Here is a 13916-nt window from a genome sequence, read left to right on the forward strand (position 1 = left end):
TCCGCCGCGTGGTGGAAGGGGCACAAATATTGCTTGAATATCAGTTGGATGAACCATCTTCCTGCCCGTATCCGCATTTGCCGTTCCGTCACAGGGCCGTCACGTCCAGGCCTTCGGATGACAGAGATGTCTCGTGCGCAACAATTCGGTGTTGGGCCTGATGGAACAGCGACTGGTCAGCAACGAGCCTGAAAGGATCGGTATCGATGAGCGGAAATAGCAGCCAGCTCCAGGTCGACGGAAAAACCATCGACATGGCGATCAAGAAGGGGTCGATCGGCCCCTCCGTCATCGACATCGCCAAGCTCTACTCGCAAACGGGCATGTTCACCTATGACCCGGGCTTCACCTCCACGGCGAGCTGCGAGTCGCAGATCACCTATATCGACGGCGACGAGGGCATCCTGCTCTATCGTGGCTACCCCATCGAGCAGCTCGCCGAGCATGGCGACTTCCTCGAGACCTGCTATCTGCTGCTGGAAGGCGAATTGCCGACCGCCGCGCAGAAGGCCGATTTCGACTATCGCGTGACGCGCCACACCATGGTGCACGAGCAGATGGCCCGCTTCTTCCAGGGTTTCCGCCGTGACGCTCACCCGATGGCGGTGATGGTCGGCTCGATCGGCGCGATGTCGGCGTTCTATCACGACTCGACTGACATCTCCGATCCGCAGCAGCGCATGATCGCCTCGATGCGCATGATCGCGAAGATGCCGACGCTCGCCGCCATGGCGTTCAAATACACCATCGGCCAGCCCTTCGTGTTCCCGCTGAACTCGCTCGATTACACCTCGAACTTCCTGCGCATGTGCTTTGCGGTGCCTGCCGAGGAGTACAAGGTCAATCCGGTGCTGTCGCGCGCGCTCGACCGTATCTTCATCCTGCACGCCGACCATGAGCAGAACGCCTCGACCTCGACGGTCCGGCTCGCCGGCTCGTCGGGCGCCAATCCCTTCGCCTGCATCGCGGCCGGCGCAGCCTGCCTCTGGGGCCCTGCTCATGGCGGCGCCAATGAAGCCGCCCTCAAGATGCTCGAGGAGATCGGCTCGGTCGAGAACATCCCGAAATACATCGCCAAGGCGAAGGACAAGAACGACCCCTTCCGACTGATGGGCTTCGGCCACCGGGTCTACAAGAACTACGATCCGCGCGCCAAGATCATGCAGAAGACCACGCATGAGGTGCTCAACGAGCTCGGCATCAAGGACGATCCGCTGCTCGACGTCGCCATCGAGCTCGAGCGCATCGCGCTGTCGGACCCCTATTTCATCGAGAAGAAGCTCTATCCGAACATCGATTTCTATTCGGGCATCACGCTGAAGGCGATGGGCTTCCCGACTTCGATGTTCACGGCGCTGTTCGCGCTTGCGCGCACCGTCGGCTGGATCGCGCAGTGGAAGGAAATGATCGAGGATCCGTCCCAGCGCATCGGCCGTCCGCGCCAGCTCTACACCGGCGCCGGCCAGCGCGAATACACCCCGATCGGCCGGCGCTGAAACATCCGGGCCAACTCTTAGTCCGACCAACTCTTGGAAGGCCGCGACGAGCAATCGTCGCGGCCTTTTTTGTTGCGCAGGATTGATAACTGAGACGCATCTGCGCCTACGCTATCGTCACTCCATCAATTGGGAGTGCAGTTTTATGTCGAACCAGAATGGCTTGAATCGTCGCGTTTTCCTGACCGGAGCCTCGGCGCTTTCGGTCGCCGGATTTCCCGCGATCGCGCGGGCGCAAGCCACCTTCCCAACGCGACCGGTTTCGCTGATCGTTCCCTTCGCCGCCGGCGGCTCCACCGACATCGTCGCCCGCCTCGTCGGCCAGAAGATGGGTGAACTGCTCGGGCAGTCGGTCATCATCGAGAACCGCGCCGGAGCGGGCGGCAACCTTGGTTCCACCGCCGTGGCCCGCGCCGCGCCCGACGGCTACACCATCCTGATGGGCACGATCTCGACCCATGCGCTCAATCCCGCGATCCTCAAGACCGTCACCTTCGATCCGGTCAAGGATTTCACACCGATCTCGCTGCTGGCCATAGTGCCCAACGTCATGGTCGTGCATCCGGACTTTCCCGCGAAAACAGTGCCGGAAGTCATCAAGCTGCTGAAGGAAAACCCCGGCAAATATGCCTATGCCTCGTCAGGCGTCGGCACGCCGCTGCATCTTTCGGGCGAGCTGTTCAAGTCGCTCGGCGGTGTCAGCATGAACCATGTGCCCTATCGTGGCGCAGGCCCCGCCTTGAACGACGTGGTCTCGGGCGCGGTGCCGATCATGTTCGACAACCTGCCCTCCTCCGCGCAATTCATCCGCACGGGGCAATTGCGCGCCATCGGCGTCACCACCAAGGCCCGGGTCTCGTCCTTCCCCGACATCCCGACCATCGCCGAGGGCGGCCTGACCGGCTATGAGACCTATACTTGGAATGCGCTGTTCGGGCCGGCCAATCTGCCTCGCCCCATCGTCGACAAGCTCAACAGCGTGGCAAACACAGCGCTGACCGACGCCAATGTGAAGCAGCGCCTCAACGACGTCAGCGCCGAGATCATCGGCTCGACACCCGAAGCACTCGGCGAACACGTCAAGATCGAGGTGGCGAAATGGTTCCCGATCGCCAAGGCGTCAGGCGCGGCGCTCGAATGAACCGGGTTTCAAACCCGCACCGCATCATCTGATGCAAGCAAGGCCAGCGCGGCCTCGACGGCATTCGCCGCCGGGCTCGCGCCGGCCGAACGCATGATCGTCTCGACCTCGTCGAAACCGGCCAATTGGCGCGCGCGCGCCTCGCCCTCTGGAATGATCGCCAGAACTTCCCGGCTCAAAGTCTGAGGCGTTGCCGTCTCCTGGATGAATTCGGGCACGACACTGCGCCCCAGGATCAGGTTCGGCAGGATCACGCTCGGCAGCTTGATCAAGCGCTTGGCGATAGCGGCTTCCCAATTGGCGCCGCGATAGGCGGCAACTGTGGGGATCTGTGCCAGCGCGAGCTCGAGCGTAACGGTGCCCGATGCCGCGAGCGCCGCGCGCGCCCCGCGGAAGGCTGCGAGCTTGTTGGCCTCGCCGGTGACGATATCGGGCTTGACCGGCCAGGAAGCGACGGCTTCGCCGATCAGTTCTCGAAGATGCACGACGGCCGGCAAGACGAAGCACGCTTGCGGCCGCTCGGCGGCGATCAGCGCCACGGCCTGCCCAAAAGCCGGCATCAGGTGATTGATCTCGGAGCGGCGGCTGCCCGGCAGGATCAGGATTTCCGGTCGCTCGCTATCGGCGCGGCGAGCCGCTTCATCGACGTTCGGGCGCAGATCGGCCAGGCGTTCCATCAGCGGGTGCCCGACATAGACCGTGCTTGGCCCATGCAGCCGCGCCAAGGCGGCCGGTTCAAAGGGCAGCAATGCCAGAATGCGGTCGACATGCGGCGCCATGCGCCGTGCCCGCCCGGAGCGCCAGGCCCAGACGCTGGGACAGACCCAATGCACGATCGGGATCGCCGGCGCACGGGCGCGAACCTTCTTGGCGACGCGCAAGGAAAAGTCCGGGCTGTCGATCGTCAGCAGCAGATCGGGCGCGAAGGCGGCAACGCCCTTCGCCGCATCCGACATCCGCCGCAGCAGCAGCGGCAAGCGCGCGATGACAGGCCCGAACCCCATCACGGCGATATCGGCTTGCGGGAACAGCGGGACGAGCCCCTGCGCGATCAGGCTCTCGCCACCCACCCCCATGAGTTCGAGCGGCCGCTCGCCCAAGCGGGCACGCAGCGCCACGAGGAAACGCGTCGCCAGCGCATCGCCGGAGGCCTCGCCCGCGATGATGGCAAGCCGGAATGGCCGGCTCATATGACACCCTCGACGAAGACGCCGAGCTGATCGGCAAGCCGGCCGAGTTTGCCACGATCGCCGACGAGCACGCGGCCAGCCCTGAGCGCGATACCGGCAAGGCCCGCCTCTGAGATGTTGCGCAAGGTATCGGGGCCGATCGCCGGCATGTCGACGCGCAGGTCCTGGCCCTCCTTCGGGGCCTTGACCAGGACGCCGTCGCCCTTGGCTATCTTGAGCCGCCCGCTGGAGGCGAGTTCGGCGACACGCCGGATCATCGCATCGGTGCCCTCGGCCGCTTCTATCGCGACGATGCGATGATCGGCCAGGATCGCCGCCTGACCGACATCGAAAGGGGCAAGCGCGGACAGCATGGAGAAGCCGCGCGCGATCAATTCATGCTGAGCCGGCGTGGCGGCCTTGCGGCCAAGCGCACCCATTGGGACGGTTAATTCCGGCGCGATCTCGGCGGGGCCGTGGACGCGAAAGCCGCGCTCCTCGAAGAAGCGGACGACGCCACGCAGCAAATGGTCGTCTCCGCCCTGAAAGGCGCGTGCAAAATGAGGCAGATATTTCAAGGTCGAGGCTTCCGGCCTCAGCGCACCGAAGCTCGGGCGCGGCAGCGAGCCGATCAGGACGAGATCGGCGATCTCCCGACGGCGCAAATCGTCGAGCAGTCGCCCGAGTTGGCCGAGCCTGTATGAGGTGACCGCAATCTCGCCGAAACGTGCCGGGTCAGCCGCGCCATCGAGTGCGGCGACAAACAGGCTGTGGCCTTGCCGGGCCAAGATTTCGGCAAGAGCAGGCGGAAAATCGCCGCCGCCGGCGATGATCGCGAGCGGCCCGCGCGCCACCGCCGTCGCCTCGGGATGAGCCGCGTTCACCGATCCGGCGCGTTGACGTCGCGCGGGACGCAAATCGCCCGCTCATTGCCGTTGCGGATGAAATCGAGAATTTCGTGAATCAGGGGATGGGCGGCAAATTCGCCTGCAACATCCTCGACGCGCTCCGACAAAGTGCCTTCATCGGCGAAGAGCAGCCTGTAGGCGCGACGCAATTCATGAATCTGCTCGCGCGAGAAACCGCGCCGCTTGAGCCCGACGAGATTGAGACCGGCCAAGTGAGCCGGGTTGTCGCGCACCAGGCCGAAGGGGATGACATCGTTCATGACGCCGGCGCCACCGCCGATGAAGGCGTGATCGCCGACACGGATGAATTGCTGCAAGCCCGTGCCACCACCAACGATGACGAAATTGCCGACCGTGACATGGCCAGCGCACATGACGTTGTTGGAGAAGATGACGTTGTTGCCGATATGGCTGTCGTGGCCGACATGCGAATTGGCGAGGAAGAAGCAACGGTCACCGACCGTGGTCTCCATGCCGCCGCCCTCGGTGCCGGGATTGATGGTGACACCTTCGCGGATCAGGCAGTCGGCGCCGATCACGAGCGTCGACGGCTCGCCGCGATATTTCACATCCTGAGGCGGGTGGCCGACCGATGCGAAAGGATAGAGCTTCGTGCGCTCACCGATGCTGGTGATTCCGGAAACCGCGACATGGCTGATCAGTTCGACATTGTCGGCCAGGGTCACGTCGGGCCCGACCGTGCAAAACGGGCCGATGCGAACGCCCGCCCCAAGGCGCGCTTTCGGATCGACGACCGACATCGGGTGAATGGTCACGCTCATGGGATCGCTGTCCTGACCTTGCTGATCGTCAAACGACCATGGCCGAAAGATCGGCCTCGGCGACCAGGACCCCATCGACCCGGGCCTCGCCGCGATAGAAGTAGAGATTGCGCTTGCGAGTCACCTTCGTCAGGTGGAAGCGCAGCGTATCGCCTGGAATGACCGGCTTGCGGAACTTCGCCTTGTCGATCGTGGTGAAGAGCACGGTGCTGACGGCCGGATCGTCGCTGCCCCTGGCATTGACGACAAGGACGCCGGCGGTCTGCGCCATCGCCTCGATCATCAGCACGCCGGGGAAAACCGGGCGGCCGGGGAAATGCCCGGTGAACTGAGGCTCGTTCATCGTCACGTTCTTGATGCCGATGCCGGAATCCTCGCCGTCGATGTCAACGACGCGGTCGACCAGCAGGAACGGGTAGCGATGGGGAATGCAGGCCATGATCCTCTGGATGTCCGCCACACCCAGGGTTTTCGTCGCGTCGTTCATGGTGTCCCCATTATCCATCCGGGCCCCGCGCTGGGCACCGCATTTTCCATTCGTTCTAGAGCCGGAGCGATCGAGGTGATGCAATCCTTGCCTGTCATGCCATGGCCGACAGCGATGGATCTTGTCAAACGTCCGAGCGATCCGAGGTCTTGCCACGCTTGGCGACCAGCGACTTCAGCAAGGCGCTCTCGCGCGCCCAGCTCAGCGCCGGCTGGGCGGGATAGCCACCATAGCGCGCACCGCGCGGCACATCGCCCGCGACGCCGCTTTGGGCTGCGACCTGCGCGCCCATGCCGATCGTCAGATGACCGGCGAGGCCGACCTGACCGCCAAGGACGACGAAATCCTCCAGCGTCGACGAGCCGGCGATGCCGACCTGGGAAACGATGACGCAGTGGCGACCGATGACGACGTTATGGCCGATCTGGACCAGGTTATCGATCTTGGTGCCCTCGCCGATCACCGTGTCGCGGCTCGCGCCGCGGTCGATACAGGTGTTCGCGCCGATCTCGACATCGTCCTGGATGATGACGCGGCCGATCTGCGGCACCTTCATGTGCCCTTTCGGGCTCATCGCGAAACCGAAACCGTCCTGGCCGATGCGCACGCCCGGGTGAATGATGACGCGGTTGCCGATGAGGGTCGATTGCAGCGTGCTGCCGGAACCGATCGCGCAGTCGCGCCCGATGCGGACCTGCGGTCCGATGACGGCATGGGAGCCGACTACGGTGCCTGCCCCGATCTCGGCGCCGGGACCGATGACCGCGCCGGGATCGACCGTGACACCGGCCTCCAGAACGGCCGTCGCATGCACGAAGGCGCCAGGCGCCACGCCTTGCGAGCCGAACATCGAGCCTGGCTTCAACGCCGTCGGGAAGAAGCGGGCAAGCACCCGGGCAAAGGCATGATAGGGGGTGTTGGAAACCAGCGCGGTGGTGCCAGTCGGCACCCGCATGGCGAAGCGCGACGACACCAGGCACAGGCCCGCGCCCGTCGCCGCCAGGGCGTCGGTATATTTCGGGTTGTCCATATAGGCGAGGTCGGACGGGCCGGCGGCCTCGAGCGCTGCCGCGCCCGTGATCATGCGAGCCGGATCGGCGCCTTCCGGCAAAGCGGCGCCCGAAATGGCTGCGACCTCGCCGAAGCTGAGCGAGGTCGCCAAAGGAAAGAACTGAGGGTCTGACATCGAGAAGATCCGGGACGGGGCAACCTGCCCCGTCGCGTCAGAAGCGCGTGCCGCCGGAGAAGCGGAAGGCCTGCAGCCGGTCGCCGCCATACTTGATGCCGGTCGCGGGATCGCGCTGGCCGTCATCCTTCGACAATGCATAGGCATAGTCGAAGCGGATCGGGCCGAGCGGCGATTGCCAGAGCAGGCTGACGCCGACGGAGGAGCGGATCACGTTCTTGTCGCGCACGCAGGCCACGTTCGACTGACCGAACAGTCCCCCCGTCGTTGCGACTTTGAACTGACGCGCTTCCGCGCCAGCGGGGCAGGTCTGGGCTGTGGTGATCGTCTTCGAGCCGCCCTCATAGTCGAACAGCGTGCCGGCATCGGCGAAGACCGCGCCGCGCAGGCCCAGATCCCGCGGCAAGCCGAAGATCGGGAACTGAACTTCGAGCGAACCGCCGAAATAGGTGGTGCCGCCGAGAGCATTGGCCGTCGGATCGTTCAGCACGTCGCGCGGACCGATACCGGAAGGCGCAAAACCGCGAACCAGCGTCGGTCCAAGGAAGTAGTGGTCGATCATGCGCAGATCGCCGCTGGTCGCCTGGACATGGCCGCCCTGCACACGCGCGAAACCGACGACATCGTCGAAGATCTCGCGGTAGTAGCGGGCATCCGCCGCAACGCGCAGGAACTTCGAATCGCCGCCGACACCAGCGAATTCCGGCTTGATCTCGGCCAGGAAGCCGTTGCGCGGGTTCTGGTAGTTGTCGAGCGAGTTGTAGTTGAAGTTCAGGCCAACCAGCGAGGTCAGCGTCGTGCCGACCGCCTCCTTGACCGCGACTGTCGCCTCGCCGTTGCTCACGCAGTTATAGACAGCATCTTTCCCGATCGCCCCGGCCGTTCCCGGAGTAATGCCGGCCAGCGGCACGGCGCAGTCGTTATAGGGACGACTTTCCGTGTTCGGGATCTTGATCTCGGTCGTGTAGAGCGAATAGCGCGGCGTGATCGAAAACTCTTCCGTGATCGGGAAGGTCAGGCGCACCTGCCCGCCATTCACGCGGCTTTCGAAGCGGCCAGTGTTGTAGTTGTCGTTGTATTTCGAGAACAGATCGAAGCCCGCCCCGATCCGGCGGCCGAGGAAATACGGCTCCGTGAAGGAGAAGTCGACGCCCTGCGTACGCTGTCCGAGCGTGCCGGCGATCCGGACGAACTGGCCGCGGCCGAGGAAGTTCGACTCCGACAGCGAGACTTCGCCGATGACGCCGTCCGAGGTCGAGTAACCGCCGGCGATCGAGAACGAGCCCGTCGCCTTGTCCTCGACGTCGATATTGACGATGACGCGGTCAGGCGTCGAACCCGGCTCGTTGGTGACACGCACCTTGCTGAAGAAGCCGAGATTGTTCAGGCGTCGCTCGGCCCGATCGACCAGGACCTTGTTGTAGGCATCGCCTTCACCAAGATCGAGCTCACGCCGCACGACGTAATCACGCGTACGGGTGTTGCCACGTACATTGATGCGCTCGACATAGACCCGCGGGCCTTCATCGATGACATAGGTGATGCCGATCTGGCGCCCGGCAGAATCGCGGTCGCCGCGCGGACGAACCTGCGCGAAGGCATAGCCACGGCGCGAGACTTCCGTCGTCAGTGCCACCAGCGACTTCTCGACCGCCTCGGCGTTGTAGGTATCGCCGGCGGATGTCGCGACGACGCGCTGCAGCGCATTGGGATCGATATCGGGCAGCTTGGAATCGACCGCGACATTGCCGACGCGGTATTGCGGGCCTTCATCGACCGCAATGTCGACGACCCAGCCGCCCTGTGCCTCATCGAAGCGGGCATTGTTCGAGACGATCTGGAAGTCGGCATAGCCGTTCTTCAGATAAAAACGGCGGATAAGCTCGAGATCGGAGGAGATCCGATCGGCCTCGTAAACGTCCGAGGTCTTGATGAAGCTGAGGAAGTTCGACTCGGTCGAGGTCATCAGACCGCGCAGACGACCCGACGAGTAAACGCCGTTGCCGCTGAAGTTGATCGACTTGATGCCGGTCTTGCCGCTCTCGACGATGGTGAAGACCACATCGGAGCGCCCGTTCGGCAGCGGAGCGATACGGCCGCTCACCGAGGCCAGACCGTAACCGGCGCGGCGATAGGCGTCCTTGAGCCGCTGGACGTCGGCATCGATCAGCGCCTGGCTCATCGGGCCCTGCGCCTTCGACTGGACCTGCTGGAGCAGCACATCGCTCTTCAGCCGGCGATTACCCTCGAAGGCGACGCGATTGATCGTGTCGTTCTCTCTGACCGCGATCACGGTCTGCGATCCGCGGCGGCTGACCTGCACGCTGGAGAACAGGCCGGTAGCCATCAGATTCTGGCGGATATCCTGAGGGGCAGTCGAGCCCTGCCCGGCCGCGTAGGAGCGGATCGTCTCCGCGTCGACGCTTCTGTTGCCCTGGACAATCACGGCCTGCGCGAACACTACGCCACCGCTTACGGCCAACATGAAGGCCGAAAGTCCGACTGATCGAGAGAGCCGCAGCTTGAAAGACAGGCTCTTTTGGGTCGACGTCATCGGGTCGCCTATTCCATTTTCTCGGGTCGCCACCCCAAAGGGGGACCACCGCCTAGGGGCAGTGGCATGGCGACATTGCAGTCCAAACGCTTCTACAAAGTTTCCTGCAGGACGCAAACCGCCATTGTCGTTAACAAAATATTTTTAAGCGCCTCGTTGCCAGGAGGCCACGCGTCCTGCCGTGATTCCGCCGCAAAGCGACGCGGTCAGGACGTGAAAAATCCGCTCAGAGCAGCGAACGGACGTGGAGGATGTCATTCCAGGTTACGAACAGCATCAGTAACAGGACGAGACTGAGCCCGACGCGGGCGCCGATTTCCTGAGCACGTTCACTGAGCGGCCGGCCGCGAAGTGCTTCTATCGCGTAAAACATCAGATGCCCGCCATCGAGCATCGGGACCGGCAGCAGGTTCATCAGGCCAATCGAGACGGACAGGATCGCCACCAGGTTGATCAGACCCAGAAACCCGCCATTCGACGCCACCAGACCGGAGACCTGAGCGATCCGGATCGGCCCCGACAGTTGGTCAGTCGATTCGCGCCCGCTGACCAGTTTGCCGATGTAACCATAGGTCTGCTCGACCACGAACCAGGTCTCGGAGACGCCATTGCGCAACGCTTCGAGTGGTCCGAAATGCTGGACCCTCCAGTCCTCCGCCTTGCGCGACGCTTCGACGCCGATAACTCCGATCCGCTGTTTGCCAAGCGGAGACGTCGTCTCGATCAGGGCAGGCGTCACCGGGATCGTCAGCTTGGTGCCGGCGCGCTCGACGGTGACCGAGACCACCTCATTGGGCCGTACCGAGATGACGCGCTGCATGTCACTGAAGCTGCCGATCGGCCGGCCGTCGATCGCCACGACGAGATCACCGGCCTGCAAGCCGGCTCGTTCGGCAGCGCTGCCGGCCCTGACCTGATCGACTCTGGGGATCAGCACCTGCTTGCCGAGCAGGAACACGGTGGTGGCGAAGATGACAATCGCGAGCAGGAAATTGGCGATCGGCCCGGCCGCAACGATGGCAGCCCGCTCGCCGATCGACTGCGCCGGGAACGAGCGCGCCCGCTCCTGGGGCGTCATCTGCGCGACTTCGGCGTTGTCAGGCGCGCTCGACGCATCGGCGTCGCCGGAGAATTTCACATAGCCGCCGAGCGGGATCAGGGCGATGCGCCAGCGCGTGCCGTGCTTGTCGTTGAAGCCGTAGATCTCGCGGCCGAAGCCGATCGAGAACACTTTCACATCGACGCCGCACCAGCGGCCGACGAGAAAATGCCCAAGCTCATGGATGAAGACGACGATGGCGAGGACGAACAGAAACGGCACGATATAGCCCAGCACAGAGCTGCCCGCATTCCAGGTTGTCGCTACGAATTCCATCAAAAACTCCCGATCTGTCGCCCTTAGGTGACAGCGAAAGAGGCCTACTACAAGAGCGCCCGCGCGCGCTTTCTCGCATCTTGGTCAATCGCGAGGGCCGCCGGAACGTCTGCCGGAGCCGCCATCTGCGGCGCCGGTTGGCTGCAGACTGCCTCCACCAATGCGGCGATGCCAGGAAAGCTGATCGCGCCGGCAAGATAAGCCGCGACGGCTATCTCATTGGCTGCGTTGAGGATCGCGGGCATGGCGCCGCCTTGCGCCAACGCCGCCATGGCAAGACCGAGCGCCGGGAAGCGCACGAGATCGGGGCGTTCGAAGGCGAGCGGCGCTGTCAGCGCAAGGTCCAGGAAACGCGCCGGCGGTGCGTCGAGCCGACCGTCCACACCCAGGCAATGGGCAGCGGCGACGCGCATATCGGGCACGGCCATGCCAGCGCTGACCGAGCCGTCGCGGAAGGTCACCAGCCCGTGGACGATCTGCTGCGGATGCACCAGCACCTCGAGCTGGTCATGGCGCAATCCGAACAGGAAGCAGGCCTCGATCAGCTCCAGCCCCTTGTTCATCATGCTGGCGGAATCGATCGTGATCTTGGCGCCCATCGCATAGTTGGGATGAGCCAGCGCCTGTTCCGGCCGCGCCGCGGCGATTTCCTCGACGCTCCAGGTGCGGAAGGGTCCGCCCGAAGCCGTCAGCGTCATGGTGCGGATGGCCGAGATCGGCTCAGCGCCAAGGACTTGGAACAATGCGTTATGTTCGGAATCGAGCGGCAGGATCCGCACGCCAACCGCTTGCGCGCGCGCCATGACGGCAGCGCCGGCGCAAACGAGGCTTTCCTTGTTGGCAAGCGCCACGACCCTGCCTGGCGTCAGCGCCGCAAAGGTCGCCTCCAGCCCTGCCGCTCCGGAAATCGCGCTGACGACGATATCGCTCGGCATCGCCACGGCATCGAATACAGCCGAGCGCCCCGCGCCATGGGCGATGCCGCTGCCCGACAGGGCGTCCGCCAGCGCCGCTGCACCACGCTCGTCAGCCAGCGCCGCGAAACGCGCCCCGGTCTCGATGGCGACCTTGGCGAGCGCCGCCGCATCCTTGCCGCCGACAACGGTCGAAATCGCGAGACGATCAGGATTCTCGGCGACGACCTCGCGGGTCGAGCGGCCGATCGAGCCCGTGGCGCCGAGCAGGGTGACGGTTCGAAGCATCGGGTTCTCTACGTCAAAGACGCGTCAGGAAGAGCAGCAGGCCAGCGAAGATCAGCACGGCCCAATAGCCGTCCAGACGATCCAGGAAACCGCCATGGCCGGGAATCAACCGGCTCGAATCCTTCGCTCCGAAGCGCCGCTTGATGGCGGATTCGAAGAGATCGCCAGCCTGGCTGAGGACGGAGGCCGCAAACGACGCAGCAATCGCGAGGCCTGGCCCAACGACCATCGCCGCTTGAGGCGTCAGCGCCCAGACCGCATAGCCTCCGAGCGTGCCCGCCAGCGTGCCGCCGATCGCGCCGGACCAGGTCTTCTTCGGGCTGAAACGCGGCATCAATTTGGGGCCGCCCAACGCGCGGCCGGTGAAATAAGCCGCGATGTCGGTGAACCAGACCGCTGCGAAGCTCCAGACGATCAGAGCCAGGCCAAGATCGGGAACTGCGCGCAAGGCCGGCGTGATGAGCGCGAAGGCCAGCGCATAGGCGACACCGCAGATTTCGAGCGCCAGGCGATTCTGGGTGAATGGCGTCAGCACCGCTCCACACAGGGCCAACGCAGCCGCAACGCCCGCCAGCGCCGGCTGGCTTGCCGGCGAAAACCCGAGCAGCAGCCCCGCAAGCACGACTCCGATACCTGCCGCGACCGCGTTCTGGCGACTGACGATCGAGAGCCACTCATAAGCGACCAGGCCGGCCACGAGCGTCCAGACCAATCGGAACGGCCAGCCGCCCCAAAACGTCGCAGCAAGAATGCCCGCCGCCAGGACAAGAGCCGACGCAACCCGCAGCTTCAGTTCGCTGGAGGCGACCGGCGCGGCGTCGGAGCGGGGCTCATTCACGCTGCCCCCACATTGCGGTCTGCAGGCTCGGACACCCCACCGAAGCGGCGCTCGCGACGACGATACTCGGCGAGCGCATCTTCCAGAGCGGTGCGATCGAAATCCGGCCAGAGCACCGGCGAGAAGACGAACTCGGCATAAGCTGCCTGCCAGAGCAGGAAATTCGAGATGCGCGTCTCGCCGGAGGTGCGGATCACCAGTTCCGGATCGGGCAGATCGCTCGTGTCGAGGCGGCTTGAGAACAGGGCCTCGTCGATCGCGCTTGCCGCAATGCGGCCAGCAGCGACTTCGGTAGCCAGCGCGCGGGCCGTGCGGACAATCTCGTCGCGCGAGCCGTAGTTGAAAGCGATGGCGAGCGTCATGCCGGTATTGTTGCAGGTCATGGCCTCGGCATGCTCGACCAGACGACGCAGATCCGGAGCAAGATCCTCGCGGCCGCCGATGATGCGGACCTTCACGCCGGAGGCGTCGAGCTCGGCGAGATCCTTTTCGACGAAACGCTTCAGCAGCCCCATCAGGAAGGAGACCTCGGCCTGGGGCCGACGCCAGTTCTCGGTCGAGAAGCTGTAGAGCGTCAGCACCGCGATGCCGAGTTCACCCGCGTTCTTGACCGTGCGGCGCAGGGCCTCGAGGCCGCGCCGATGACCTTCCTGACGCGGCAGCCCGCGCATCTGCGCCCAACGCCCATTGCCATCCATGATGATGGCGACATGGCTGGGGCCTGCGGGCTGCTGCCCCTGACGCTGGCCTGCTGACATTCCAATGCCTCGTTCGGCCT

Annotated in this window: 12 protein-coding genes; 2 read left to right on the forward strand and 10 right to left on the reverse strand. The window is 64.4% G+C overall.

Going from position 1 to position 13916, the window contains the following annotated elements:
• Positions 1-206 precede the first annotated feature (206 nt).
• On the forward strand, positions 207-1496 hold the full coding sequence (gltA, locus tag J2Y55_RS05890) for a citrate synthase (protein WP_069691656.1): 1290 nt from the start codon (positions 207-209) through the stop codon (positions 1494-1496).
• 145 nt (positions 1497-1641) lie between these two features.
• On the forward strand, positions 1642-2637 hold the full coding sequence (locus J2Y55_RS05895; protein WP_404978825.1) for a Bug family tripartite tricarboxylate transporter substrate binding protein: 996 nt from the start codon (positions 1642-1644) through the stop codon (positions 2635-2637).
• A gap of 8 nt (positions 2638-2645) precedes the next feature.
• Here J2Y55_RS05895 and lpxB read toward each other — a convergent pair whose 3' ends face one another.
• The 10 genes from lpxB to J2Y55_RS05945 form a co-directional block, all read right to left on the reverse strand.
• The gene (lpxB, locus tag J2Y55_RS05900) at positions 2646-3827 is read right to left on the reverse strand and encodes a lipid-A-disaccharide synthase (protein WP_310149119.1); all 1182 of its coding nucleotides are present in this window, start codon (positions 3825-3827) and stop codon (positions 2646-2648) included.
• Positions 3824-4690, reverse strand: coding sequence for an LpxI family protein (locus tag J2Y55_RS05905; protein WP_310149122.1), 867 nt, complete (start codon positions 4688-4690; stop codon positions 3824-3826). Before J2Y55_RS05905 ends, lpxB begins: the two co-directional genes overlap by 4 nt.
• Positions 4687-5496 carry an acyl-ACP--UDP-N-acetylglucosamine O-acyltransferase gene (lpxA, locus tag J2Y55_RS05910; protein WP_310149125.1) on the reverse strand — a complete coding sequence of 270 codons (810 nt, stop codon included), beginning with the start codon at positions 5494-5496 and terminating at the stop codon, positions 4687-4689. Before lpxA ends, J2Y55_RS05905 begins: the two co-directional genes overlap by 4 nt.
• A 28-nt stretch (positions 5497-5524) precedes the next feature.
• The gene (gene fabZ / locus J2Y55_RS05915) at positions 5525-5983 is read right to left on the reverse strand and encodes a 3-hydroxyacyl-ACP dehydratase FabZ (RefSeq protein ID WP_310149128.1); all 459 of its coding nucleotides are present in this window, start codon (positions 5981-5983) and stop codon (positions 5525-5527) included.
• Between the two features lie 124 nt (positions 5984-6107).
• Entirely contained in the window at positions 6108-7169 is a 1062-nt protein-coding gene (gene lpxD / locus J2Y55_RS05920; protein ID WP_310149131.1) for a UDP-3-O-(3-hydroxymyristoyl)glucosamine N-acyltransferase, read from the reverse strand.
• A gap of 37 nt (positions 7170-7206) precedes the next feature.
• The gene (gene bamA, locus J2Y55_RS05925) at positions 7207-9723 is read right to left on the reverse strand and encodes an outer membrane protein assembly factor BamA (protein ID WP_310149133.1); all 2517 of its coding nucleotides are present in this window, start codon (positions 9721-9723) and stop codon (positions 7207-7209) included.
• A gap of 226 nt (positions 9724-9949) precedes the next feature.
• Positions 9950-11098 carry an RIP metalloprotease RseP gene (rseP, locus tag J2Y55_RS05930; RefSeq protein ID WP_310149136.1) on the reverse strand — a complete coding sequence of 383 codons (1149 nt, stop codon included), beginning with the start codon at positions 11096-11098 and terminating at the stop codon, positions 9950-9952.
• Between the two features lie 47 nt (positions 11099-11145).
• Positions 11146-12300 (reverse strand): 1-deoxy-D-xylulose-5-phosphate reductoisomerase, encoded by a 1155-nt coding sequence (gene dxr / locus J2Y55_RS05935; RefSeq protein WP_310149139.1) that lies wholly within the window; start codon positions 12298-12300, stop codon positions 11146-11148.
• A 13-nt stretch (positions 12301-12313) separates the two neighbouring features.
• Positions 12314-13138 carry a phosphatidate cytidylyltransferase gene (locus tag J2Y55_RS05940; RefSeq protein ID WP_310149142.1) on the reverse strand — a complete coding sequence of 275 codons (825 nt, stop codon included), beginning with the start codon at positions 13136-13138 and terminating at the stop codon, positions 12314-12316.
• Positions 13135-13896: an isoprenyl transferase gene (locus tag J2Y55_RS05945; protein WP_310149146.1), complete on the reverse strand. Its 762-nt coding sequence runs from the start codon at positions 13894-13896 to the stop codon at positions 13135-13137. The genes J2Y55_RS05940 and J2Y55_RS05945 overlap by 4 nt, the downstream gene beginning before the upstream one ends.
• Between the last annotated feature and the right edge of the window lie 20 nt (positions 13897-13916).

It is taken from the genome of Allobosea sp. BE125, assembly GCF_031456075.1.
In the GTDB taxonomy this organism is placed as follows: Bacteria; Pseudomonadota; Alphaproteobacteria; order Rhizobiales; family Beijerinckiaceae; genus Allobosea.

Bases quoted from the DNA above. Each gene is read 5' to 3' on its own strand.
- J2Y55_RS05895 (WP_404978825.1), top strand. From the start codon at position 1,642: ATGTCGAACCAGAATGGCTTGAATCGTCGCGTTTTCCTGACCGGAGCC.
- dxr (WP_310149139.1), bottom strand. From the start codon at position 12,300: ATGCTTCGAACCGTCACCCTGCTCGGCGCCACGGGCTCGATCGGCCGC.
- gltA (WP_069691656.1), top strand. From the start codon at position 207: ATGAGCGGAAATAGCAGCCAGCTCCAGGTCGACGGAAAAACCATCGAC.
- lpxB (WP_310149119.1), bottom strand. From the start codon at position 3,827: ATGAGCCGGCCATTCCGGCTTGCCATCATCGCGGGCGAGGCCTCCGGC.
- rseP (WP_310149136.1), bottom strand. From the start codon at position 11,098: ATGGAATTCGTAGCGACAACCTGGAATGCGGGCAGCTCTGTGCTGGGC.
- fabZ (WP_310149128.1), bottom strand. From the start codon at position 5,983: ATGAACGACGCGACGAAAACCCTGGGTGTGGCGGACATCCAGAGGATC.
- lpxA (WP_310149125.1), bottom strand. From the start codon at position 5,496: ATGAGCGTGACCATTCACCCGATGTCGGTCGTCGATCCGAAAGCGCGC.
- bamA (WP_310149133.1), bottom strand. From the start codon at position 9,723: ATGACGTCGACCCAAAAGAGCCTGTCTTTCAAGCTGCGGCTCTCTCGA.
- lpxD (WP_310149131.1), bottom strand. From the start codon at position 7,169: ATGTCAGACCCTCAGTTCTTTCCTTTGGCGACCTCGCTCAGCTTCGGC.
- J2Y55_RS05945 (WP_310149146.1), bottom strand. From the start codon at position 13,896: ATGTCAGCAGGCCAGCGTCAGGGGCAGCAGCCCGCAGGCCCCAGCCAT.